The organism is Pseudomonas sp. SDO524_S393, assembly GCF_054071875.1.
Map to the genome: position 1 here is coordinate 78,281 of NZ_JBSVVZ010000012.1, position 24,503 is coordinate 102,783.

At 57.3% G+C, this 24,503-nt stretch carries 24 protein-coding genes; 5 read left to right on the top strand and 19 right to left on the bottom strand.

The annotated features are described in order from the left end of the window. Positions 1 to 32 precede the first annotated feature (32 nt). From ACW9IB_RS07945 to ACW9IB_RS07955, 3 genes are all read right to left on the bottom strand, one after another. Complete coding sequence (locus tag ACW9IB_RS07945) at positions 33 to 551, bottom strand: hypothetical protein (RefSeq protein ID WP_457413094.1); 519 nt, start codon at positions 549 to 551, stop codon at positions 33 to 35. Positions 552 to 566: 15 nt separating this feature from the next. Next, a complete protein-coding gene (locus ACW9IB_RS07950) occupies positions 567 to 977 on the bottom strand; it encodes a hypothetical protein (protein WP_457413096.1) in 411 nt (136 codons plus the stop codon). Between the two features lie 279 nt (positions 978 to 1,256). Then, positions 1,257 to 2,474 carry an MFS transporter gene (locus tag ACW9IB_RS07955; RefSeq protein ID WP_457413097.1) on the bottom strand — a complete coding sequence of 406 codons (1,218 nt, stop codon included), beginning with the start codon at positions 2,472 to 2,474 and terminating at the stop codon, positions 1,257 to 1,259. A gap of 98 nt (positions 2,475 to 2,572) precedes the next feature. Between ACW9IB_RS07955 and ACW9IB_RS07960 the strand changes: the two genes are divergently transcribed. The 3 genes from ACW9IB_RS07960 to ACW9IB_RS07970 all read left to right on the top strand — a co-directional run bounded on the left by ACW9IB_RS07960 (position 2,573) and on the right by ACW9IB_RS07970 (position 5,586). Then, on the top strand, positions 2,573 to 3,523 hold the full coding sequence (locus ACW9IB_RS07960; RefSeq protein ID WP_457413099.1) for a LysR substrate-binding domain-containing protein: 951 nt from the start codon (positions 2,573 to 2,575) through the stop codon (positions 3,521 to 3,523). A gap of 157 nt (positions 3,524 to 3,680) precedes the next feature. Next, entirely contained in the window at positions 3,681 to 4,106 is a 426-nt protein-coding gene (locus ACW9IB_RS07965) for a GNAT family N-acetyltransferase (RefSeq protein ID WP_457413100.1), read from the top strand. 415 nt (positions 4,107 to 4,521) lie between these two features. Continuing rightward, complete coding sequence (locus ACW9IB_RS07970; protein ID WP_457413102.1) at positions 4,522 to 5,586, top strand: RelA/SpoT domain-containing protein; 1,065 nt, start codon at positions 4,522 to 4,524, stop codon at positions 5,584 to 5,586. A 255-nt stretch (positions 5,587 to 5,841) separates the two neighbouring features. Here ACW9IB_RS07970 and ACW9IB_RS07975 read toward each other — a convergent pair whose 3' ends face one another. The 6 genes from ACW9IB_RS07975 to ACW9IB_RS08000 form a co-directional block, all read right to left on the bottom strand. After that, on the bottom strand, positions 5,842 to 8,127 hold the full coding sequence (locus tag ACW9IB_RS07975; protein WP_457413104.1) for an nSTAND3 domain-containing NTPase: 2,286 nt from the start codon (positions 8,125 to 8,127) through the stop codon (positions 5,842 to 5,844). A 754-nt stretch (positions 8,128 to 8,881) separates the two neighbouring features. Beyond that, positions 8,882 to 9,565, bottom strand: coding sequence for a hypothetical protein (locus ACW9IB_RS07980; RefSeq protein WP_457413105.1), 684 nt, complete (start codon positions 9,563 to 9,565; stop codon positions 8,882 to 8,884). Positions 9,566 to 9,774: 209 nt separating this feature from the next. After that, complete coding sequence (locus ACW9IB_RS07985) at positions 9,775 to 11,550, bottom strand: hypothetical protein (protein ID WP_457413107.1); 1,776 nt, start codon at positions 11,548 to 11,550, stop codon at positions 9,775 to 9,777. Between the two features lie 95 nt (positions 11,551 to 11,645). Then, positions 11,646 to 12,104: a hypothetical protein gene (locus tag ACW9IB_RS07990; protein ID WP_457413108.1), complete on the bottom strand. Its 459-nt coding sequence runs from the start codon at positions 12,102 to 12,104 to the stop codon at positions 11,646 to 11,648. A 654-nt stretch (positions 12,105 to 12,758) separates the two neighbouring features. Next, positions 12,759 to 12,956 carry a DUF6021 family protein gene (locus ACW9IB_RS07995; protein ID WP_457413109.1) on the bottom strand — a complete coding sequence of 66 codons (198 nt, stop codon included), beginning with the start codon at positions 12,954 to 12,956 and terminating at the stop codon, positions 12,759 to 12,761. A gap of 14 nt (positions 12,957 to 12,970) precedes the next feature. Further along, entirely contained in the window at positions 12,971 to 13,147 is a 177-nt protein-coding gene (locus ACW9IB_RS08000; RefSeq protein ID WP_457364190.1) for a hypothetical protein, read from the bottom strand. Positions 13,148 to 13,264: 117 nt separating this feature from the next. On the opposite strand from ACW9IB_RS08000, the gene ACW9IB_RS08005 reads away from it, so the two are divergent. Then, positions 13,265 to 13,786, top strand: a complete 522-nt coding sequence (locus tag ACW9IB_RS08005) for a DUF3087 family protein (protein ID WP_457413110.1) — start codon at positions 13,265 to 13,267, stop codon at positions 13,784 to 13,786. Here the strand turns inward: ACW9IB_RS08005 and ACW9IB_RS08010 are convergent. The 10 genes from ACW9IB_RS08010 to ACW9IB_RS08055 all read right to left on the bottom strand — a co-directional run bounded on the left by ACW9IB_RS08010 (position 13,783) and on the right by ACW9IB_RS08055 (position 20,761). After that, entirely contained in the window at positions 13,783 to 14,256 is a 474-nt protein-coding gene (locus ACW9IB_RS08010; RefSeq protein WP_457364192.1) for an MEKHLA domain-containing protein, read from the bottom strand. The genes ACW9IB_RS08005 and ACW9IB_RS08010 overlap by 4 nt on opposite strands. Positions 14,257 to 14,266: 10 nt before the next feature. Then, positions 14,267 to 15,397 (bottom strand): MFS transporter, encoded by a 1,131-nt coding sequence (locus tag ACW9IB_RS08015; protein WP_457413112.1) that lies wholly within the window; start codon positions 15,395 to 15,397, stop codon positions 14,267 to 14,269. Positions 15,398 to 15,467: 70 nt separating this feature from the next. Beyond that, complete coding sequence (locus ACW9IB_RS08020; protein ID WP_457364194.1) at positions 15,468 to 16,832, bottom strand: MFS transporter; 1,365 nt, start codon at positions 16,830 to 16,832, stop codon at positions 15,468 to 15,470. A gap of 86 nt (positions 16,833 to 16,918) precedes the next feature. Then, on the bottom strand, positions 16,919 to 17,371 hold the full coding sequence (locus ACW9IB_RS08025) for an alpha/beta fold hydrolase (protein WP_457413115.1): 453 nt from the start codon (positions 17,369 to 17,371) through the stop codon (positions 16,919 to 16,921). Further along, positions 17,364 to 18,113 carry an HvfC/BufC family peptide modification chaperone gene (locus ACW9IB_RS08030; RefSeq protein WP_457413117.1) on the bottom strand — a complete coding sequence of 250 codons (750 nt, stop codon included), beginning with the start codon at positions 18,111 to 18,113 and terminating at the stop codon, positions 17,364 to 17,366. The genes ACW9IB_RS08025 and ACW9IB_RS08030 overlap by 8 nt, the downstream gene beginning before the upstream one ends. Then, the gene (gene bufB, locus ACW9IB_RS08035; protein ID WP_457364197.1) at positions 18,110 to 18,934 is read right to left on the bottom strand and encodes an MNIO family bufferin maturase; all 825 of its coding nucleotides are present in this window, start codon (positions 18,932 to 18,934) and stop codon (positions 18,110 to 18,112) included. The genes ACW9IB_RS08030 and bufB overlap by 4 nt, the downstream gene beginning before the upstream one ends. Before the next feature lie 59 nt (positions 18,935 to 18,993). Then, the gene (gene bufA2, locus ACW9IB_RS08040) at positions 18,994 to 19,266 is read right to left on the bottom strand and encodes a BufA2 family periplasmic bufferin-type metallophore (RefSeq protein ID WP_457364198.1); all 273 of its coding nucleotides are present in this window, start codon (positions 19,264 to 19,266) and stop codon (positions 18,994 to 18,996) included. 27 nt (positions 19,267 to 19,293) lie between these two features. Further along, positions 19,294 to 20,055 (bottom strand): alpha/beta fold hydrolase, encoded by a 762-nt coding sequence (locus tag ACW9IB_RS08045; protein ID WP_457364199.1) that lies wholly within the window; start codon positions 20,053 to 20,055, stop codon positions 19,294 to 19,296. A gap of 29 nt (positions 20,056 to 20,084) precedes the next feature. Continuing rightward, positions 20,085 to 20,492, bottom strand: a complete 408-nt coding sequence (locus tag ACW9IB_RS08050) for a DoxX family protein (RefSeq protein ID WP_457364200.1) — start codon at positions 20,490 to 20,492, stop codon at positions 20,085 to 20,087. Beyond that, the gene (locus ACW9IB_RS08055) at positions 20,489 to 20,761 is read right to left on the bottom strand and encodes a BufA1 family periplasmic bufferin-type metallophore (protein ID WP_457364201.1); all 273 of its coding nucleotides are present in this window, start codon (positions 20,759 to 20,761) and stop codon (positions 20,489 to 20,491) included. Before ACW9IB_RS08055 ends, ACW9IB_RS08050 begins: the two co-directional genes overlap by 4 nt. 574 nt (positions 20,762 to 21,335) lie before the next feature. Between ACW9IB_RS08055 and ACW9IB_RS08060 the strand changes: the two genes are divergently transcribed. Next, positions 21,336 to 24,173, top strand: a complete 2,838-nt coding sequence (locus tag ACW9IB_RS08060; RefSeq protein ID WP_457413118.1) for an ATP-binding protein — start codon at positions 21,336 to 21,338, stop codon at positions 24,171 to 24,173. The last annotated feature ends 330 nt before the right edge of the window (positions 24,174 to 24,503 follow it).

A 24,503-nucleotide genomic window follows, 5' to 3' on the forward strand; every position in this document is an offset into this window, starting at 1 on the left:
AGCAGTACGTAGTGGCGGTTAGCTTTCGTACGCTACTTGCAGATCAGTGGTGCTATTTTTTTAACAGGCTCCCGATGCGGCACACCATTAAGCAGGCTTAGTTGACTGATCTTGAATTTGCAGCCGCTCGATGTATTGCTCACCAGGACAACTTCATATTGCGCCCCTGCCTCAGTGCGAAAGCTTAAACCGCCGAGGCAGCGTCCTGGGAAAGGGGTGACAGCAATATTGAGCGTTTGACCGCCTTTGAACGAGTACTCTGCTGCTTCTCGCGAGTTTGGATCGGGAGAATCAATCATTCCAATTCTTTTAGGCGCTCGCGCGCGCAGTGACTCTATAAAGTTGTCGACGGGATTGTCAAAAACCACAAGTGCACCGTTATTACAGTCTGTCTCAGGGTATAGGTTAATCCATCCCATCTCTCGCGGAGAAACAAAGCGAACCTTGGTTGAAGATTCGCTATTGTCCTCGACTAGTGGAATAGTCTGAGAGACACACCCTGCTGTTCCGACGAGCAACACAAAACCAAGAAATGATAAATTCAGCCTCATGCCCCCTCCCTGGGTTCAATCAAAGGTATTGGTTTCTTTATACTCAGCCCTGACAGCGGCTCGGTCCATCACAGGTTTGGCTGTGAACAGATAGGTCTTGCCAGGTTTGGCGTCGACGCTGACAAAAGGATAGGCTACGCCATACCCATAATTAACTCTCAATGCAACACCGTATACCCCAGGAGCAACTTTTACCTTACCGTAATCCACAATTGAATTGGGTTCCAGTACAGGTTTCCCCACGACTGGGTATATAGCAACTACCGTAGTTGATAGCCCACCCAACGACCAATCATTATCGGACTTGAAGTAGGCGCTTGCATCATTGGCAAGCCCCTCCGCTCCACGAGCGAAGGCGTTTTGTGTACATCCTGATATCTGCACTGCAAAGGCGAGCACGCTGACGAGATAGAAAAGTTTTTTCATGGCTTCCTGCCGATTCAGACAAAGTCAAAGTCTAAAATAACACTCCCACTAAACCTTTAAAGATGAACATCGATGATCGGAAACGCTGACCTTAATGAAAAACAACATACTGACCTCGCTATTATTATATTTATAATCGCAGTTTCACTGCCTATCTCTTCAATAACATCCTCAGTGAAAAGCTAAAAACTCATAAAACGATAGGATAAGCTGATATCACACCGCCACCATCCAGTCAACGCCTTGCTATTGTCTATTTAATAATTAGGTGTGGAGCCTTCAGCCACTAACCGCCTTTGTGGCTAGCCCTCCCCAAACAACCATCCCTCCCGGCACCAACACTCCCAACACCACCCACGGAATCGCACCCGCCCCGCAAGACTCCAACATTACCCCGCCAATCACTCCACCCCCTGCAAACGCCAGGTTAAAAACCGTCACCAACATCGACTGCGCAATGTCACCCCCCTCCCCGGCAACATCCGCCAGAGCGGTTTGCAACAAGGTAGGCGCACCACCAAAACTCATTCCCCACAGGACGATGCCCAGATAAATCGCACTGACCGACAGCCCGCCCACCCCAAAGGCAAACGCAACCAGGGTGAAGGCTGCAAGGCTAAGCAACATCAGGAGCCGAAGCCTGCCGTCAATCAACACGCCCGTAATCCATAGCCCAACCAGCGCCGCCATGCCGAATGCAAAGAGCCCCCGCTCCACCTGATCGGCCATCCCGACGGAGGCCAGGAACGCAGCAATGTAGGTATAGAGCGTGTAGTGCGCCAGAATCCAAAGCATGACCACCACCAGTACTGGCCGCACACCTGGGGTAAGCAAAACGGTGCGCAGCGGCAGGCGTCGGTCGGAGCGCTGGCCTGGGTAGTCAGGCACGTTGAGGCAGATCCAGGCCATCAGTAGCAGGCTTAGCCCGGAGAGCGTGCCGAACACCCAACGCCAGCCTGAAAACTGGCCGAGCCAGGTGCCCAGCGGTACGCCGAAGGCCAAGGCCAGTGGGATGCCGAGCATGGCCAGCGCCATGGCACGGCCGTGCAACGTTGGGGCGACCAGGCGTCTGGCGTAACCGGCCAGCAGGCTCCAGGCCAGGCCGGTGGCGATACCGACGAAGAAGCGCGCAGCCAGCGTCAAGGAAAACCACGGCGACAGAGCCGTCACCGCATTGCACACAAAAAACATGGCGACGGCCAGCAGCAGGACCAAACGCCGGCTCCACCCCTGAAGTGCGAGGGTCAATGGAATGGCCGCCAACCCGGAGCCGAGTGCGCACAGGGTCACCAACTGGCCCGCCCAGGCTTGCGACACCCCGAATGCCTCGGCGATTTGCGGCAGCAGCCCTGCGGGGACGGTTTCGTTGGCGGTGGCGATGAAGCTGCCCAGGGTCAGGGCCAGCAAAGCCGCCAGTGGCAGGCGTGCGGTGGAGCGATGTTCGCTCTCGCCGGGTGGGGTTAAAACGCTATTTTCAAGTTGCGATTCGCCGTTCATGACCTGTGCTCAACGGGATAGGAGGCACCAGTGTGGGGAATTGCAATGGTTTTGATAATTAGCCTACTCTTTGAAGAATTATCAAAACTAAATTGAATATGGCCACTGACCGATTGGGTGATATGCGTTTGTTCGTCGAGGCGGCAGCACTCGGCAGTTTGTCTGCTGCGGGACGCAAACTGGCGCTGTCGCCTGCTGCGGCCAGCGCGCGGCTGATCAAGCTGGAGGCGGCGTTGCGCACCAAGTTGTTTGATCGCACCACGCGCCAGCTGCGTCTCACGGAAGAAGGCCGGTTTTACTTGCAGCAGTGCTGGGTCGCCTTGCGGGCGATCGATGAGGCCGAAGCCGGGCTTCAAGCCAGTCAAACAGAAGTGCGGGGCAAGGTGCGGATATCCGCGTCGGCTGATTTTGGCCGCAACCTTTTGAACGATTGGCTTGAGGCATTCAGCAAGTTGCATCCGCAGTTGCGCGTGGCGCTGACGTTGTCGGATTCGGTGTCGAACCTGATGCAGGATGATGTCGATCTGGCTATCCGGTTTGGGCAACCCCAGGACAGCTCGATGATCGCCAGGCAACTGGCGCCCAATTGGCGGGTGCTGTGCGCCTCGCCCGATTACCTGGCGCGATACGGCGAGCCTCAAACACCTGCCGACCTGGATCATCACACGTTCATCGTGCTGGTAACGTCCGCTGGCCCCTTGAACACCTTTCACTTCACCGTGGACGGTCAGGAATGGAACCACACCGTGCCCATGAACCAAGCCTGGGAAACCAACGATGGCGCGCTCGCTCGCGCCTGGGCGTTGGCCGGACACGGCATCGCCCGCAAGACCATTTGGGATGCGGCTTCCGATATCCGTGCTGGACGGCTGAAAGTCCTGTTGCCGGAGTTTTGTGTGCGTGAGGCCGGCGTCTATGCGGTGCTGCACGGCAATCGCTACCGGGCTCCCCGGGTACGGGTGTTGCTGGATTTTCTGACTGATCATTTTGGTCGCGCAACCGACGCGCTGTTGCTCGACGTTGAAGCGCCGCGTGCGGGGAGATTGTGAGCCAACCGGCTCTGGCAGCCTGGAGGTTTTCGTTGTTTGAATAGTCTTCAGGGGAAGTTGCACAAGCGTTGCCCCATGAGCGTTTGCTGACCCACTTGTCGACACCAGAAATGCGCTAGTTTGCTGTCTCGATGATTTATCGCTCAGGGAGAGCGCCATGCCTTTGGAAATCCAGCTTTCGACAAATGTGACCGAAGCAGAGAGGTCAGGAATCTTGAACCCGCTGCTGGCCCATAACCAGTCCAAGGGTGGGGACGATGCCCATGAAACCTTTGCGTTGTTGCTACGAGACCCCAATAGCGATGAAGTCATTGGTGGACTGTATGGCAAGGTCTCTTATCGATGGCTACTCATCGATCTTGTCAGTGTTCCCGAGTCGATGCGGGGTCAGGGTCTCGGAGAGCGGTTGATGCACATGGCGGAAGAAGTCGCGAAGAAAAAGCACTGCATTGGTATCTGGCTGGAGACCTTCAGTTTTCAGGCACCGGGGTTTTATCAAAAACTGGGTTACTCCGAATTCGGACGCCTGGCAGATTATCCGCCGGGGCATACCCGATTCTATTATCAGAAACGGCTGTGCTGACAGGGTATTGGGTGGATTGCTCTACTTTATGTTTGAATGCATTGGTTATTTGGCGCTTGTCTTTTGCGTCAAATTTGGGTTGGAGGCTGTCCTTCGCGATTGGCCGCTATCAGCCAAAAGCGGACCATCATAAGCAGGTCAGCAGCATACCAAGTGTTCTTTCACCGAGGCATCCAAGGGTAATGGTGGATCCGTTTCAACTGGGCGTATGAAAATCTGTATGATTAATGTATTTTCTTAGTTCACGAGTTGATGTTGAATTTTCTCTAATCAAGAACGAACGAAACGGAAAAGCATGCCTGTTGCATAGAACCGATTGCCAGCGGGTACACCTTCCGTCAATAATCACACCTCTGAAGAAATTTACGTGCATTATCACGCACTCAAGCTAACTATAAATGGACGTTAGAGCTTAATGAGACCTCAAGACAACAAAGAATTCTATGCTTTCTACAACACGACCGCAGACAAGCTTGCGCAATATAATCTGAAGGTATCCACACTCACAGAGATATACGACGATCACGTACTACAAACACCAGCATTGGAGCACACGGCAACACTTCTGGCCTCCACCATTCAGAAAATTTCAGACGTCCACTCGGTGCGCTGGAGAATAAAAGACGCATCACACTTGATTTCGAAAGTCATCAGAAAGCAAGAGAGCGGAAATATTAAATACAAAAACATTGATGCGATGAACTACCGCTCAATTATTCAAGACCTCATAGGTCTGAGGGCACTGCATCTTTATAAAAGCGGTATGTTCTCCATTGACGACGAAATCAGGAAAACGCTCAATCTTCTAGAAGGTCCCACTGCATACATACGCCTAGGTGACTCTAAGTCGGCCATGGAGGACAAGGGATTCATTGTACAGGAGCACGCCGATGCATACCGATCGGTGCATTACATCATCCAGACCACGCCTTTCAAGGAAACTACTTATTCAGAACTTCAGGTCCGAACAATTTTCGAGGAGGGCTGGGCTGAAATCGATCATGACGTCCGCTATCCTGATTACAGTGATAATGCGGTAGTGAAGCAATTCTTGAGCATCTTTAATCGTCTTTGCGGTGGCGCAGACGAAATGGGCGAATTCGTAAAGACACTGACCGATGCGCTCTCTGCTGGAAAAACTAACAGTTCAGGTGAGACAAAAGATACACCTTCCCAAATAAGTTTGCTAAGAGCCAATATTTCAAAGCTGAAATTGCTACCAGCTTCTGACGAGCAAAATGAAATCATCGAGGCCCTGACACAGCAAATCAATGATCTGGAATCTAGCTATACACAGGCAATCGTTGTATCTAGTAGGACTGTACAAAACTCCTACAAGGACCTTGATGGCTGGGCCTTAGCTACGCGAATTATTTCGGATGTTATAGCCGCGTCTACCGCTGCAGAAAAAGTTAAACAAGCGCAACGTAAAACATTAGACATGGGTAAGGCTATAGTTGTAGATAATCCACCGACGTAAAGATGGAAGGCATAAATGCCCGCTTATTTTTCTAAATACCAATAATCTTCCATTAGTTGCCTTTCGTGTCACTTGCGACTGGCAGCTTTGGGCCGATTGCTGCCTGTCGTGAGGGGCAGCAATCGGCCAAAAGCTGCCGGTCGCGAACGGCAGTAATCGGCCATAAGCAGTCTGTCGCCAGCTTTAGCAGCCAATATCAGTCCGCCAATCACAAATGCATGGCAGTGTCTATGAAATCAGGGGCGTTTCAGAGTTTTACTGATCGGAGCTGCTCAATGTGTTGAATAATTCGTCAATGGAATACCCTGCGTCATGGTGTAAGCCTCTGCTCTCCCTCCAACTCTCATATTCATGATCGGATTGTTCAGCGTTATATGCCTCAATTTCACCGATTTTCTCCGCAATGTATTCACGCTCTGTAGTGATGTCGACCTCTATTGCTTCACTTAAGGTAAGTAAGTCTTGTTCAAAGGACTCGCACTCTGATAGCGAGCTGAGGTTGGATAATTCTTCTGTGAAGCCCTCCTCTAAAAACTGTTCTATCGCGCTTGCTAGTAGCTCGGACCGCGAGGAACTAGGAAGTTTATTCTTGATGCTTAAGAGTGAGCATAGTTCGTCCGAGCGAGGCTCGCTCAAAGAGTGGCCAATTAGCGCATCAATGATATAATTCAGGAAAAAATCTTTATCTTTGACTGAAATTGATTTGCTTTCGTGCAGCCTTTTAAATACGGCTGCTCCACTTATGACGTTTGGACTGGATCGTTCCCAGGAATTAGTAAGAGTTTTAAGGGCTTCAAGTGCGATTGCTTGCATGCGCGGGGTGGGTATGGATGTTGCTATCTGCAGTATAATATCGGTTTGTGATTCTAGGGAATTCGAGGCATAAGGAGAGAAGCCTGCATTGCATTCAGCAATCATAGGAGTGGGGAACAATCTTTTCAATGCTTGCGCTAGATGATCGGATTCGCGCACTAGGCAGTCCATAATCTCGGTGCTTTCTTGCGTATGGGAAAATATCCAAATACGTCGAATTTGGGGGAAGCTATATGCGGCATCTATCAGATCGATCAAGTTGGAAAAGTCTAGCCTAACAACTTCGTTCAACATATCAACAACGGAGGGGTTGATAAATTCAAAATTGTCGCCTGGACGAATGAAAGAACCGTTCAGCTCCGCTAGTGCCTTGCGCCAATCAGACGGCTGGGTACGAAATCCATAACGCTGTGACCTGCGGGAATGTAAGGAGTTGTATGCTTTCCCCAAATTTTTTAGAGTTGTTTTCCCCCCGCATAAATACAGCGCCAACAACATGCTTCTGGCTGCGTCACTAATTTGACTTTCGTACGCGTGAGACCAGATTTCCGCAGGGTTGGCTAATAAGCTTGTAATAAAATCTTGGTATTGATCAGCAGGAACTGATTTAAGGCGACGAAATGATGAAAGCCATTCAATTAGTCGAGGATTGAATTTTGCATGTTGCACGATGGCTGCGTAGAAACGATTCTTCAACAAGGCCGATATATAACTTTTTGGTAGGTCACTGAAATAGATGTGATTATATAAAATTAGGGCGCGTTGTTGTTGAGTGTAGTCCGATATTTCAAGTATGCAGTGCTTATCAATAATTGTGGAGTGCTTTAGTTTTTCTGAGATGGTGATCGCTTGCCTGAGAATATGTTCGCGGGTGGTTAGGATAAGTCGTGAATAAGGAGAGCTCTGTACCAATTCGATGAAATCGAGGATCTCTCTATCTTCGTTCCGTGTGAAAGACGATCCGCTTTCCCCTAGGAACGTGGCGCCGATAAAATCGTCATAATAAAAAATCTGCTTTTTTCCCTGCTGATGTCGTTCTCGTCCAGTGCGGAAGCTATCAACGATGGATACAACTTCGTATCCCTTCTCAAGGTAATTGAAAAGCAGCATTTTAGCTAGGCTGGTTTTACCAACTCCCGGTGCGCCTGAAATGATTGAAACACGCTCGTTCTCTAGCATGTTCAGCGCTCTGGGCAAAGCGGCACTACTTACGTAGCGCTGTATGTCTCTGTGCACACGTTGAACATCGAGCTCGCTTTGAGTAATAGAGGCGTTGTGGAGGACTCGATCTAGAACAACTTTGCTTGCGAGCCAAAGTTTGTAGTGTGTTAGCTCTACATTTGGATAAAGAGTAAGGAGGTTGTTTAGGTCATCCTGGCCAATTATGTCGGCCATTGATAGTGTAGGGCCAAACAGTTGTGCAATTTTTTCTTTGTTGTCTGGGGTTAACCCCACCGAGGTCACTAAGATGTAGCGTGCGGGGTTTAGTTTTTGGGCTTTTATACGCTCTTTGTTAAGACTGCTTAAAAGTCCGGAAAATCCTGTACCGCTATAGTGTTTGCACTGTACTATTATATTTAGAGGCGCGCGCGCGGTACGAAAATCAATTCCCCCATCTCTTCCGGACTTGAATGATTCAAGTGTAATCCGATCTCGTGCCTGGATGAGATCTCGAGCAAGCTCCTCGAAGTCGTTAGGGGAAAGCTGTTTGAAATCATAGCTAGGCATTATGTACTTCCGTTCAACCGGTCTTTATGAGCGTTACGCAGTTTGTTGGTGCTTTATCCAGGGCGCAATTTTCGTTTGCTGCTGACGAAAAGGCCACAACTCAGGCGACCCCTCCTGTTTGAAGCATATCACTAACATCATAGAGGAGGCTGAAGGGGGACATAATGCCACTATAGCTCCTTGAGACCTTGCATCAAGCCTATGCGCAGCCGATCGTTGCTACGATTGAAAAATAGGTTGGCATTCTCTTGATTACTGATCTCATCCCGCTGTGTGTGCGGGTTAGCATTGATACTGCTGTTATAGCGAGCGCAGATGAGGATATGTTGCCAACAGTGGCATTTCTGCAATTGGAAGGGCTAAAGGTCATCCACACCAAGCGGCTTTTTCCACCCTATGGGCCGGAACTAGCGAAGGCGTGTTGGGAATCATTTGACGTTACGGCCATTTGGAGAGCCTTAAACTGTAATTGCTGCAGCACCTTGCTTAGGGCAAATTTAGGGGGCATAACCGGGGCCCGTTTCTGTCCTTACAGCCTACCCAAAACCCGATGCAATTGCGGCCTAGAGCGGGTTGTGGCGGCCGCGGCTTCGAATCCCTAACCTTTAATTGGTTTCTAATGACCGTATTCGACCCAAAGCCGGTCCTTATGTCGAAACTGGCTAACCAATCGATCGCCGCCGGCACGGCTGCAAGGTACTGAAAGTCCGTAGCGGTTAGCCGGCGTTTCTGCTGGTTGATAAGCCCCGTCACGTCAATCCCCTCGCCAGTTATTCCGATGAATCTCGCGGCACCGATGTACTATTTGCTCTACCAGCGAATTACGTGGGGTGGCTTGGATCCAACCATCCTCAAAAGGTGGGAGCGGCCCATCGGTCTCTAGCACCGCATTCAATTCCAACGAAAGCAGGATCAGCGTTTTGAATGCGTTAGGAGCCTGGATTTCTTCGAGCTGTTTTCTGTGAGCATCCATCTCATCTAAATGCGCGTGCTTGCCGTTCCATTCCTTGGATTTATGATGCACCAAAGCGTTACGTGCCTTGACCAGGCCCTTCAGCCCATTGATGGCGGGGCCATCCGAGTTCAGCGATCGACCACAGACCAAGCGTGGGACGACGAGCCATTTACCCACCATATCCAGCTTATCCAGATAATCTCTTGCCAGGCGCTCTCCCAGCTGTAGGGTGGCAAATTCGAATGCGGCAGCTTCCAACGCCATCGCCGAGAAGACGATTGTTTTTATAGCTGCGACGTTTTTTCTAGTTTTCTGGTCGTCGTAGGCTGTTGAATCGCCGGGCCATTCTTGCTTTGGGAGGGGATTGCCCTTTTCGAATAAAAAAGATCCGAATGCCTCCTCCGCGATTTCAAAATAGGTGTCCACCATGGAATCGACTAAGACCCAGTTATCGCGGACTTCAAACGGTTTGGTCGTGCCCATGACTGTCCCTGCAAAAACTAACGATAACGTATTTTATCGCTAATGGATGGTGTCTTAGCCAGGGTTAAGTTCAGGTCCGCTTTTGGCCGTTTGCAGCCCTTCACGACAGTCAGCAATCGGCCAAAAGCATTAACTTGAAGTTGATATAGCTGAGGTGACCCATTCATTTTCCAAGGTTTGTAACTTTTAGCAACAAACTTGGATAGTGTCTAGGAAATCTCGGGCGATTTAGTTATCCCTGAGGCGTTACTTTTCAAAAACTCCGACAGTTCATCCAATGAGCAAGCCCATCGTAGTTTACCTACAGACATTGAAAGAGACGCAGGATGGCTCGTGTACACGGCAAAGGGCGTGCAAACCACTCCAACGATCTGCTTGTAGCTTGTTAAATTAAAATTATCACCTTCCTTCCGAGCTTGGAGTTGGCTGACTATGTTTGCCCAATAATCGACCCCTTTGTCCACCGTCGATGCTGCGTTGCGAATGGCGTTGTGCGTACCGCGATCATACTCGCGCGTGTACGGAATGCTTTTGCACGAAACCACCAATAGGGTGCCCTCGTAGGAGCCGATAGCATCAATGTCGGTCAGCGCTTGGCCGTCCACTTTAAGCTCCCGTTGCCGTAGCCCCTGAATGGAGCTGTCTGCCCAAGGGGACAAGTCGATCACCTCTTGAACCACGTCCTCAAACCTGGCTGCACGCTCATTAGCAATTTGCCCTTGAGTCTTCGGGAATTGGAACCACCCCAGGAAACCAGTAGAAGCGGCCCACATGTCAATACATACGTAGTCGTTCGTAACCCGGAGGATATCCCCGTGAGAGAGGGGCCAGACCTCACCTTTAAATTTCAAACAACTTGTGACGAATGCGCTGTAGTTTTCAGGTGCTTGAAACTGAGGAAGATACTGACGAACCTCATCACATGCCTTGGAGTACTGCCCGTCGGCAAAATCCTCCCACTGCTGGAAATCCATAATGAAGTAGCCCAGTTCCATGACTCGAAGGAACGAGTAGCGCCGTGTCTGAAGCCAACGCCCAGCGATAAAAAGCAGCAATAGGCAAAGCGCGGCGTTGTTATCAATTTCGACTTTTGCCATAACAGGTAGGCGGTAAAGCTCGAAAAGTTTTGCGTAGTCAATGTTCGACGGGCCGAAACGAACAATGATTTGTCGATTGCTTCCATAAATTTCAGCTCGTGGGTTTCCGGCAAGAAACTCTTGAGGCGAAAACATTTTTTCATCATGCATTCCCCACATCGCCTGCGTGATATCAACACCGGTTTGTATTTCGCCGTTTACCGCGTCGTAGTGAGCGAGGCCTGCCAGGCTCATCGCTACCCCTTGGAAAGTGCGCCGTTGGTAGTTATGGCGCTGGTCATAAATCTGCACCGCGGACTCCAGTAACGGGTTTTGCACACGGCGTGGAAGGACTGATTTAAAAGCTGATAGACCCGCCATGAAATTGCTTTTTACTAGTGCGCGGTGATGCCGACTGGAAAAGTCATATTCGGAACCTTTACTTGCGAACCGAAATCCAACTTGCAAGTCATAAATAATAGTAATGAAAGATATAAAGCGCGCGACGTGCCTTAACGTGCTGTCGTTGATCGGAAAAACAAAACCGTTACTTCCATATGCAGCTGTTTCTGATTTTGTGCTTTGATTTGCGTAAATTTCAGCTAATGCCCGTGAGTTAACGCCGGTGGAAGATAGGTCTCCACCGAAAACTGCATTAGGTGTACGCCGCAGGTAATACATCCAACGCATTGCTGAGTAGGAGTTGAGATCGCCAGCGAATGCCTTCTCTAATGCTTCAATGCTCTGAGTGAAGAACTCCGAACTCTCTCGGGCCGCCAGCAGTTTCTTGACTTGCGCAGCCCGAAAAAAATGAAAGCGTGTAATTTTTGACTCCAGTTCGATGATGTACTTTTGGACATCCGCTTGGAATTTTTTATTTAGTGGAGCTTTCAGCAGCAGAGCGCTCATTTAGTTATTTATCCAGAATCGAGGATGTAGCTTTAATACGGATCGTGGAAACGCGAATCCGTCATTGCTGGGGCGGTGCATCTGTCGATGGAAACTCAATGTGGTATCACGAGATCTTTGCGCAGCATAGTTCCGGCAGTAGCAGCAGGCTTAAAATCCACGATGCCGGCTGCTCCGAGCGGTGTGGTGGCCTGTAAAGGCGGTTGAAGGGTATAGGTTTTGCCGGTGGTGTTGAGCTGTATCTGATTGAAATACACGTCATGTACGTCATTAACTATGTTGACTTGGCGTCCGAACAAGCGACTTCCTCTGGGTATAACGATGTTCTCAAATGCGTCGTAGACGTTCTCAAAGACCATCGCTGATACCTGGTTGGGATCAACTCGCTCCAATGTCAGGTTGATAAAGGTTCCTTGCGTCAGTTCATATGGCTCAGGAACATGCAGTTGAGCTTGAATTGCTGTCTCAACGGTTGGCTGTTGGGCCCAGGCAGTGCATCCCAGAGTCAGGATCTGGACAATTGCCAATGATGCAATGGTCTTCATAGAACGCATGATTTATTCCAGTGACAGAAGCTAGAAATGGTGTGGACAGCGAACAGCACAGATCACACTCAAAGACTTGGTAATCGGAGAGGACTTCTAGATGATTAGCCCCCAGGTTCTATAAGGCGGAGAATGAAGCTCTATTGATTGTTGGAAGTGAAGATCACGCCGACAATTGTGAGAACCGCCGCGTGATTGGCATGTCAGCGAATACGGTCCTCAAGAGCGTGTATATCGCTTATACCAACTATCGACAAGCGCATCAATTGCAAGATGGTGCGCGCTCTTTGCCAATACGATGCGATAGCTCACGCGGCTGTGCAATCCCTAGACGAAGCCTGCCTGCTCGACATACCTCTCTGCCGATTTCGTTGATAGCCCAAGCATTCCCGAATTACTGCTTTTGGTCGACAGCGGTCCCTTGCTGATGTCCGCTTCTGGCCGAAAGCAATCACTCGTGCTACGGGCACAGCAATACGCGGACGATGACTACCCCGCACCGCCCAAAGCCTTGCGGGATTTCGTGGAGGGCACGCTTGGCCTCAGCATCCCGGCCCGCGCATCGGAGCTCGTCCCCAGCACTACCAGCATGGACGCCGATGAATCCAGTGACCCTTTCTGGAATTGGCTCAAACGGGTCAGAAACGATTGAGTGTGGGGCCTTTACGGCTTCAAATCCCCCAACGGATCATAAGGCCGCTGTTTCTCCGCCGGGGCTTTCTCCTTGTCCAGCGGCGCAATCGCCGGGCCTATGGGGTCGACTTGCGGGTCTTGCACATCCGGCGAGTCCGGGTCGAAGCCCAGTTCATCTTCGCCGCTGCGGTGTTCGTCCGAGCGGGGGCCTTTCGGGGGATGGCTCATGGTGGTCTCCTGGTTTACAGCGGGCGGGCCTTGTCGTGGAGGTTTTCCAGGTCTTCTTCAACCTGTTCCACGTCGTTGTCCTGACGCTCCGCCGGGTCGTTGGGGCGCAACGCATCGTTGTCGCGCTCTTCTTCGCCGGGGGTGCGGTCGGGGTTGGGAGTGCCGGGCGGTGGCTGTGTGTAGTCGGGCATGGTGTTCACCTCGCGGGGTCTATAGGGTTTTAGAGAAACCGCGACGAGCCATCGTTCAACTTGTTTGCCCAGGCATGCGAAGATGCCTCCCCTGCCCCTTCTGGAGACCTGCCCCGGATGTTCGAACTCAAGCCCTGCGACCCCGTCACCTACCGCCAGCAAACCCGACGCAGCACGCTGATCATCGCGGCGCTGTTCCTGGCGTTGGCGATGCTGCTGTCGACCCTTGCGGTGCAGCTGTTCGGCGAGCCGGGCGGGGATAATTTTCGCTTCAATGTCGGTGGGGTGTTCGCGGCGATGTTGATCACGCTGGCCTTGCTGCGCGGGCCGTTCTGGACCCAGCCGTGGATGGCGGCGGCGGTGTATGGCTGGCAGCTCAAACGCAGCCTGATGAGCGTGACCAACGTGATGCACAAGGTGACCGAGCGGGTGCAGGCCAATGACCCGCAGGCGATCAAGGTGCTGCGCTTCTACCACTTGGGGCTGACGCAGATGCATGCGCTGGACGCCAACTCCAGCGCCCAGGCGCAACTGATCGGCGAGATCCAGGCGCACCAGGAAAAAATGCAGGCCCTGGGGATCGATACCGACCAGCCGCGCCTCGATCCCGCGTGGCTGGAGGGCCTTAAAGGCGCTTAAGCCAGCACGCCTATACGCGACTCGTCCGGCCAGAACAACGCGGCCTGGCCGCAGGCTTGGCCGGCGTCGTCGAGCAGGGTCCACACCTCACCGGCGTAGATCATGAACGGCTGGTTGTGGGCGTCCACCCGCCAGCCGCTGTAGCCGGCGGCGATGCCCTTGGCGGTGACCTGTTCCAGCAGCACCTGGCGCGCGGCGCGGTCGAGTTCAGAGGCGCTGAAGCGCGACGGCATGCCGATGAAGGTTTCGCGCGGGTACTTGAAGCAGTTCAGCGCGCATTCATTGACGTAGGTAAAACGCGGGTCCGCCGCGCCATCGTGGGACAGCAGGCTGTAGGGCGCTTCGGCGTGCAGCCAGGCCAGGCGTTGCTGCGGGTCCAGGTGCGCGGGGGCCGGCAGTCCCTGGCCGGTCCAGTGTCGGTACGCCTTGTCCAGCTGTTGTACGAAATCTTGTTGAAGGGACACACACAACCTCACATCGTCAGTGGGAAATCTTTGCTCGCCAGCAGAACACCGCGCTCAAGGCGATGGCCGCACCTGCCAGGCCAAACACCCAGGGCGCCGACGCCACCGGCAGCAGCAGGCCCGCCAGCAGCGGCCCAAGGCCGGCGCCCACGTCGCGCCACACCGCGTTGGAGGCCAGTGCCGACACGCGCATCGAACCCGGGTTGCGCTCGGCCACCAGTGTGGTCACCAGCGGCAGTTGCAAGGCGCGCAGCACCAGCACCGCCGCCGCGCCGACAATCACCCAATAGCTGCCGAACGCGGTCAGGGCCAGGGCACTCAAAAACGAGAACAACAGCAGCATCGAGGTGGCGCCGAAGCGTTGCGCGGCACGGCCGCCCAAGGGGCTCAAGAGCATTTCCGAGGCGTAACGCAGGGCCATCAGGCCGCCGGCGATCAACACCGCGTCGCCGCCGAGAATTTTCTGGGCCTGGATCGACAGGCCGAAGATAAACAGCCCGTCCAGCGCCACGCCTTCGATAAACGACCAGGTCGCCACGCTGTCGGGCCACTTGAAACGCCGCCCCGGCGTGCCCTGCAAGTCATGCCCGGCGGTGGGCAACCCGCGCGCCATCCACAGGCCCACCAGGCATAAACCGGAGAGGATCAGAAAAATCGGTCGCGGCCCCGCCCACAATGTCAGCCAACCGCCCAGCGGCAGCGCCAGCATCGGCCCCAGGGCGATCAACGCCCGGGAGCGCCCTGCCCGCCGCGCCGCGCCGACGGGCTCGGAGGTGGCCAACACTTGAGTCGACAGGTTCAACGCGGCAAAACACAGGCCCCAGACCAGTCGCAATCCGAGCAGCGCGGCAAACCCGGAGAGCATCGAGTTGCCCAGCGCACACAGGGCAGCGGCGCCGGCGGCGAGCGAGCAAGTCAGGCGATCGCCATGGCGTGCGTAGAAATTCAAGACATGGCGGTAGCCGAAAATCCGCACCAGGCGGTTGGCCGCCAGCAACACCCCGGCCTGGGCCAGGGTAATGCCGAAGGCCTGGGATTCCATGGGCAGCAGCAGGTAGAGCAACACGTCACTGGGCAGGCATAAACCGAGGGTCAGCGCGGCGCGGCGGGAGGTGATATCAGCGGTGCGTAGGGCCTGGCTCGACATAAAATCTGAAACATCCCGAAATATTCAGGCTGCCACGGTAGCCGTCTATCGCCGTGTTTTACAACGCCAATTACGCTTTTTTACCGTAGGGCAACAACCGCAGGCCGCTCGCCAGCGCACCGGCCAGGGCAAACGCACAGCCTAGCCACAAGGCCGATTGCGGGCCGCTGTCCAACGCCAGGTGAAAACACAAGGCCACCAGGGAGGCGCCGAGGGTCTGGCCCAGCAACCGCGAAATCGCCACGATGCCGCTGGCGCCGCCACTGCGGGCCAGGGGCGCACTGGTCATGATGGCCTTGAGGTTGGGCGACTGGAAAAACCCGAAGCCGGCACCGCACAAGGCCATGCGCCAGCCGATGTCGAAGGCCGACGCGCCGCTGGCCAGGGTCGCCAGGGCGGCCATGCCCGCGCTGAGCATCAACAGGCCGATGCCGCACAGCACCGCCAGCGACAACCGGTCCGCCAGGCGCCCGGCCACCAAGGCCATCACCGCCACCACGGCGGGCCAGGGCGTCATCAGAAAACCGGTTTCCACCTGGCTGTGGCCGAGCACCGCTTGCAGCAAAAACGGCAGCGACACAAACGCCAGGCCCTGGGCGCTGAAGGCGCAGATGGCGGTCAGGGAGGACAAGGCAAACACCGGGCGCTTGAACAGGTCCAGCGCCAGCATCGGCGCCGGGTGCCCGGCCTCGCGGCGCAGCAGCAACGCCCCGCACACCAGCGCCACGGCGACCAGTCCCAGGGTCAGCACGCCCTGGGCGCCGTGCACGGCAGTGCCCAGCCCCAACACCAGCAAGGCGAACAGCCCGGCACACAGCAGCGCCGCCAGGCGGTCGAAAGCGTGCCCGCTCATGGGCAGGCTCGGCAGGGAGCGCAGCCCCAGTGCCAAGGCCAGCAAGCCCAGCGGTACGTTGATCAAGTAGAGCCAATGCCAGGTGGCCACGGAGAGAATCGCCGATGCCGCCGTCGGCCCGAGGGTAAACGCCAACCCCACCACCAGCGAGTTGTAGCCCAGGCCACGGCCCAGCATTTTCGAGGGGTAGATATGCCGCAACAAGGCGGTGTTCACGCTCATCACCGCCGCCGCGCCCAGCCCTTGCGCCACTCGCGCGGCGGTCAGGGTCACCAGCGAGCCGGCCAGCCCGCACAGCAGCGACGAGACGATAAACAGCAGTAAACCGCCGAGGTACACGCGGCGATGGCCCCACACGTCGCTCAACGACGCAAAGGGCAACACCGTGGCGATGATCGCCAACTGGTAGGCGTTGACCACCCAGATCACCGAGGCGGAGTCGGTGCCGATGCCTTCGGCCAGCGTCGGCAACGCGGTGTTGACGATGGCGGTGTCCAGGGTCGCCATGCCGATGCCCAGGGACAGGGCGATCACGGCAGGCAGGCGTTTATTGAAGGGCAACCCATCGGCAACAGAAGACATGAACGATCCGCACAGGTGACAAAGGCCTCTAGATTACGGGCAGCGCGGATTTTTTTCAGTGGCCGATTGCCTGGCTGTCGAAATTTTCATGTTCGCCAGTGGCCGGTCTTCGCCATCACCGCCACCGCATCGGCGAACCCGGCCTGGGGTTTGGTGTTCAGGGTGACCACCCCCACGCAACGACTCGGCTTGAGCACCGCCGTCCGCGCCGCGACCCGCGCGCCCTGCTCCACCCCGGCCAGCACGGCCTCGGGGATATGCAGTTCGTTCATCAAGTCCAGCACATCCTGACCCTGCACGGTGTCGTCCTGCTCACGCAGGTACGGCAGGATCACCCGATAGCCCTGGGCCGCCAGCGCAGCTGTCACTTCGGCAAATACCGCGACATCGCCCGCCAGCAGAATGATCGCTCGACCATCCTCCGGCCCGACCTGCTCATAGCGCAGGTCCGCCTCATCGGTACTCACCTGCTGCACGGCAAACGCGGGCGCGGCCATCACCACGCCGGCCAACAGCAAAAAACTTCGACGATCAAACATGAGTCACTCCTACAATCAATTCACTGCCCAGCCAGGTGGCCAGGTACTCACCCGCCTGGGTCACGCCCGCCTCTTCCCCCAAACGCGCCACCAGAAACTCGCACAACCCGGCGAAGCTGCCGTCGGCCTGCAAGTGCAACAGGGCCTGCAACTCCAGGGCGTCCACCGGGCGCAGCCGCGAGGTGAACTGGCGACGCCACACCAGCATGCCGCCGGGCTCGGCCAGCATTTCAGCCTCGGGCAGCGGCGCCTCTTGCCACAGCGCCGACCAGATCGCCTCGGCATTGGTGGTGATGGCCCGGCAGCGCAACGACGGCGCCAGTTGCAACACCGCCGTGTCCCAGTCCACCTCGGCCAGCGCGTCCAGGGCCAGGGCCGGCGCATCGGCGGCGACGAAGGCTTCATTCAAGGCCCATTCGATCCAGCCCAGTTCGTGCACGTCCGGGTTGTGCGGGAAGTGCGCTTTCAAGGTGCGATAGAACGCCTCGGGGTACACATCCAGCGTCCAGGCATGGGGCGGGAACGCGTCGATATGGCGAATGCTCGCCGTCAGAAACGCGTCTTCGCCGACCCAGCGCCGCAGGTTGGGAAACGCCTGCTCCAGGCACCCCACCAATTGCGCGCGGTAGTTGTTCTGGTAAACCGCCAGGCCCGCGCGGTGGTTGCCCAGCAAACGGGCGGATTCGTCCGACGCGTCCACCAGCCACTGGCGAAAGGTCTGCTGCAATTCGGCCAGGTTCATCGCGACGCTCCCAGGGCACGGGCCATGGCCAGCTCGTCGAGCAGTTCGCCCAACGGCGGGATCTCGTCGTCGCGCTCGATCATGGTCGCCACCGGCCCCAGTCGTTTGATGGCTTCGGCATACAGCGCCCAGACGCCGGCGCACACGGGGCTGTCATGGCTGTCGACGAGCAATTCGCGGCCCTGGCTATGGCCGGCCAAATGCACCTGGCGCACCCGCTCGGCGGGAATGCCGTCGAGGAAAGCCAAGGCGTCGAAGCCGTGGTTGCTCGCGCTGACATAAATGTTATTGACGTCCAGCAACAGTTCGCACCCGGTGCGTCGGGCCATGGCGGCGATAAATTCCCACTCGCTCATGGACGCACCGTCAAAGGCCAGGTAGCTGGACGGGTTTTCGAACAGCATCGTGCGGCCCAGCGCGTCCTGGGCCTGGTGAATATTCGCGCAGACCCGGTCCAGCGCCTCGTCGGTGTAAGGCACGGGCAGCAAATCATGGGAATTGAAACCGCCGCTGCGCGACCAGCTCAGGTGATCGGAGACGAACAGCGGGTCGATCTCGTCCACCAGTGACTTGAGACGGCGCAGGTAGTCCGGGTCCAGGCCTTCGGCGGTGCCGATCGACATCGACACGCCATGCAGGGCCACCGGGTGCCGCTCGCGGACCTGGCGCAGAATATGCCGGGGCTGACCGCCCGCGACCATGAAATTTTCGGAGATCACTTCGACGAAATCCACCGGCACCGAAGTCTCCAGGAAGTCGCCGTAATGCTCCTTGCGCAACCCCAGGCCGTAGCCTGAAAAATGGGGATTGGATGTGGGCATGAATGATTCTCCGCGAAAACATGTGGGAGCGGGCCAGCCCGCTCCCACAGGGGGGCGTGTTACTTCGGCTCGGTCAAGGTGCCGCCGGCCTTCAGGCATTCGGACGGCGTCTTGACGATCACGCCTTCAGCCTTGCAGCTATTGAGGCCCTTGCAGTCGTTCTTGGCGGTGGCGCACAGGCTGGTGCCTTTGCAGGTGTTGACGCCGTAGCAGCGGCCGGGTTTTTCCGGCTGGTCGGCGGCGCTGGCGGCCTGGGTGAACGATGCGGAGGCGAGCGCCACCAGTGCAGCAGCGGCGGCCAGGCTCAAGCGGGATTTGAATGCAGTGTTCATGGGTATTTCTCCAGGGGTTGGGGTGAATTACTTGATAACGGATGCCGCGTCTTCGATGACCTTCGCCACAGCCTCAGGCTGGGAGATGTACACCGAGTGGCTGGCCTTGATTTCGGTGACCTTGGAACCGGCGCGCTTGTACATCCAGCGCTGCAGGTCGGGGCTCAGGGCGCGGTCTTCGGTGGATACCACGGCGTAGGTCGGTTTTTTGTGCCAGGCCGCGGCCCACACGGTGCCGCCGAACAGCGCGGCAGTGGCCGGCACTTGGGAGGCGGCCATGAAGTCGGTGCGGTTGGTGGTCAGGTCGGCGGCAAAGTCCGCATTGAACTTGGCGCGGTCGAAGAACAGGTGGCCGTCGCGGGTTGCCTGCACGTCATCGCTGGGTGCCGGCATCGAGCCGAGCAACTGGCCCATGGTCTCGCCGACTTCCGGCTGCAAGGCCGACACATAGACCAGCGACTTGACCTTGTCGCGCTCGCCGGCAATCGAAATCACACCACCGGCGGAGCTGTGACCCACCAGCACCACGGGGCCGACCTGCTGCTCAAGAACCTCGCGGGCCTCGGCCACGTCGGCGGCCAGGCTTTCGTGGCCCTGGTGCACGACAGTGACCTTGTAGCCCTTGTGAATCAGGATGTCGTGCACCACTCGCCAGCCGGAACCGTCGACAAACGAACCGGGCACGATCACCACGTTTTTACCGGCACCGGGCTGCGGTGCATCGGCAGCCTGGGCCAGCAGCGGAACGGTCATGGCCATGGCAAGGGCCAGGGAAGAAAGCATGCGCATAAGAAAACTCCATCAAAGTCGTATAAAGGTCAGCCACGTTTGGCGAACAACAGACGATCCAGCGACCAGGCACCGCCGCCCTGCGCCAGCAGTGGCAGCAACAACCCCGCCCACGTCAGGTGCACCGGCCAGGCATCGGGGTACACGAACACCTGAATCACCAGGGTCATGCCCAACAGCGCGGCGGCGGCCGGGCGGGTCAGCAGGCCCAGCACCAGCAGCAGCGGGAACAGGTGCTCGGCGTAGGTCGCCAGGTGCGCGGCCCAGTCCGGCGGGATCAGCGGCAAGGCGTACTCGGAGCGGAACAGCGTGTAAGTCGACGGCTTGAGTTCAAGAAAGCCGGTGACCTTGGTGCGTCCCGAGAGAAAGAACACCGCCGCGATCCCTACCCGCGCCACCAGCAACAGCAGCGCCTGGGGCAAGACACGCTGGATCACGGCTGCTCCGTCAGGCTGCCGTAGCCTTTGGGGGTCTTGATCTGGGTGCAGGTGCCTTTGTCTACCAGCACCCAGGCGTTGCCTTGATAGTCAGTGGTGGACGTGGCCGCGCACGAGGTGCCTTTGCCCGCCGCGCAGTCGTTGGCGCCGGCCAGGGCCACGCCGAAGCATTTCTCCTGGGGCTTGGGCTCATCGGCGTGGGCCACGGCCGAGAAGGCGCTGATGGACAGGGCGAGGGTTGCCGCGAGGGCTGCGTAAGGACGCTTCATGGGATGGATCTCCTGGCTTGACTGAATGTGGCCAGGGCGTCTCGACGGTCGGTGACCGTCTGCGCCAGCTGGTGGACATAGTTAAAGCCAGGCGTGTATCCGGTCTGTGTCGCCAACGCGACAGAACGTCATGCGGGTGTATCAGGATGGTGCGAAGACACACTGTGATACACAGCCAGAAAAACCACGCCAAACCACCGCCGGTTTATTCGGCATCCCGAACGACACAATTGGAAATATTCGCCTTTCCGAACGAAGCGTGATCCAGAGATCCGACGACCGCAAAAATCACCATAAATTTCATGAGGTTGTTGTCATCTTTGCGACATGCCAACTGGCATACATTCTGCTACATCCAGGCATCTGGTAATAAAATGTTTCAGTGTTGAGACAGTCTCACTCACTGGATCCAGAGCCGTGACACCCGATAAAAATGATCGTGCCCCAAAGGAGGGCAACCTTCTCGACCTTCTGATCGACATCAACTTTCCAAGACTGCTGCTGCACATCTGCACCCAAAAGGGCGACTGGCTTGATCGCCAACGACAAGCCCGACTATAAAAAGGACGAATTGATGAGCTCGAGCAAGAACCACGCAGTGTCCTACATGGACACAGATCACCCGGCCCCGGCTTGCGCCGAGAGCGCCATAAGTTTCGGCCCCTTCCTGTTACTGGCACGACAGCATGTGTTGCTGCGAAACGGCGAGCCCGTCACCTTGGGTAGCCGCGCCCTCTACCTGCTGATCGCTCTGGTCAACCGGGCCGGCGAACTGCTGGAAAAATCCGAACTGATCTCCTTCGCCTGGCCCAAGGTGGTGGTGGAAGAATGCAACCTGCGCGCACAGATCGTCGCGTTGCGTCGGGCATTGGGTGACGATGGCAACTTCAGCTATATCGTGACCGTGCCGGGCCGGGGTTACCGCTTTGTCGCGCCCATCACGGTACAGGCGGCGAGCGACGAGATGCTGCTGCCCGTACCGGTGCCGATGCCATTGCCCCAGGCCAGGGGCGAAGAGTTGGCCCCCTCCGTGCAGCCGGGTGACGTGATCGGCCGTGAAAGCCTGATCAGCAGCCTCGCCGACCAGGTGCAGAGCCATCGATTCGTGACCATTACCGGCCCTGGTGGCATCGGCAAAACCACCGTGGCCATGGCCGTGGCGCACCAGTTGGCCAGTGAGTTCGGCCTGGACACTTGCTTCGTCGACCTGGCGCCCGCCACCAGCGGCCAGTGGGTGGCGGGCATGCTCGCCAGCGCGCTGGGCATCCAGACCGTCAGCGTGGACCCGCTGCGCAGTATCGCCGCGACCCTGGCCAACAGCCGCTTGCTGTTGGTGCTGGACAACTGCGAGCACGTCCTGCCGGACACCGCCGACGCCGTCGAAACCCTGCTGCGCAACGCCCCGCAGTGCTGCGTGCTGACCACCAGCCGCGAACCGCTGCGCGCCGAAGGCGAACGCGTGCACGACCTGGCCCCGCTGCAAGTGCCGGACGAACACGTAACCCTCAGCGCCACCGAAGCCCTGACCTGGTCCGGCGTGCGCCTGTTCGTGGAGCGCGTGCGCGCCCTCGACCCCGACTTTGTGTTCAACGACGCCGATGTGTCGGCGGTATGCGCCATCTGTCGCAAGCTCGACAGCAACGCACTGGCCATCGAAATCGCCGCCGCGCGGGTGCGCACCTTTGGCGTCCAGGACCTGGTCGGCCTGCTCGACGGCAGCTTCCGCCTGCAAATGACTGGCCGTCGCACCGCCCTCGCCCGCCATCGTTCCCTGAGCGCAACCCTGGACTGGACCTACGCGATGCTCAGCGACGATGAGCAAGCGATGCTGCGCCAGTTGGCGGTGTTCACCGGCTCGTTCACCCTCGACGCGGTCAAGGCGATGACCGCCAGCAGCAGCCTCGACCCCCGCAACGCCTTGCCGCTGCTTGAAAGCCTGATGGACAAGTCGCTGCTGATCGCCGGCGAGTCCCAGTTGCTCAAGCGCTACCGCTTGCTGGAAACCACCCGCGCCTACGCCCTGGAAAAACTCACCGAACAGGGCGAAGCCAATTCCACCGCCCAGCGCCATGCGCGTTATGCCCTCGGCGTGTTGCAGGAAGCCGGCCAGACGCTGGACGGCCTGTCCCCGGAAACCTGGCTCGCGCTCTACGGCCCGGAGATCAACAACATTCGCTCGGCGCTGGAATGGGCCTACTCGCCCAAGGGCGACCTCACTTTGGGCATTGAATTGACCCTCGGTGGCGTACCGTTGTGGCTGCGCTTGTCGCTGGTCCGCGAGTGTCGCACCTGGGTCGACAAGGGCCTGGCGAGCGACGCCACGACACCACTGCCGTTGCGCCAGCGCATGCTGCTGCAAACCGCCTTGGCCAGCGCACTGATGCTCACCTACGGCACCGGCGGCTCGATGCGCGAAGCCTGGCGCCAGGTCCGCGAAGACGCCCGCGACCTGGGCGACGCCGAGCACAAGCTGCGTGCCCTGTGGGGCCTGTGGAGCGACCGCTGCGGCTGCAACCAGTACGCCGAGGCGCTGGAACTGGCCGAGCGCTACATCGCCCTGAACCAGAATGGCAGCCAGCAGTTGCTGGGCAAGCGCATGCGCGCCGTGGCCTTGTTCCACATGGGTGACCTGCTCGGCGCGCGGCAGAACATCGACGAAGCCCTGGGCTCACCTTCAGCGCCGCGCTCGCACATCATCGACGTACATTTCGACCAACGCATCGCGGCGCGCTGCCTCAAGGCCCAGGTGCAGTTGCTGGAAGGCGACGTCGACCCGGCGCTGCGCCTGATCGGCACCTGTGTCGAAGAAGCCATCAACCTCGACCACCCCGCCACGCTCTGGTACACCCTGTGCCTGGGTGCCATCCCGCTGGCACTGCTCGCCTCCAACCTGCCGAAAGTGCGCCACTACCTGGGCCTGCTGCAAGACAGCACCACCGGCCAGGACCTGCACATCTGGCAGCAATTTCGCCGCTGCTTCGAGAGCATCCTGCTGATCCGCCAGGGCTCGCCGGAAGAAGGCGTGCCGCAACTGGGCGACGCCCTGCACCATCTGCAAGGCCAGGGCGACAGCCAGCTCTACAGCCTGTTGCGTTGTGAATACGCTCTGGGCCTGGCGCGCCTGGGCCTGGAAAAACTCGCCCTGGAAGTGCTCGAAGACACTCTGCAACTGGCCCTCGGCCGCCATGAACGCTGGTTCGTGCCGCAGATGCTGCGCATCAAGGCGCAACTGACCCTGCGCCAGGCCCAATACGGCTCGGTGGACAAAGCCAAAGTGCTGCTGCGCCAGGCGTGGGTCGACGCCCAACTGGCCGGCGCGCACTTCTGGCGCGCGCAGATCGCGGCAGACCTGGCACGGTTGCAGGAACCCAAACTGCGCATCGCCTCCCTGCCGCGCTTTCAGCACCGCTGAAGGCGTTCTTGTAGTGAGCGGGCTTGTCGAATCGTCGCACCGCCCGCGCCGGGCTGCGTAGCGGCCCCAATACAGCCATCGCGTCGTCCGGTTTTGGGACCGCTTCGCGCTCCAGCGCAGGACGAGCCTGCTCACTACAAAAGCTGCGTTGACCTCAGACCCACTGTGGTGAGCGGGCTTGTCCCGCGCCGGGCTGCGTAGCAGCCCCCTTACAGACACCGCATTGTCTGATTTTGGGACCGCTTCGCGCTCCAGCGCAGGCGGTGCGACGATTCGACGAGCCTGCTCACTACAAAAGCTGCGTTGACCTCAGACCCACTGTGGTGAGCG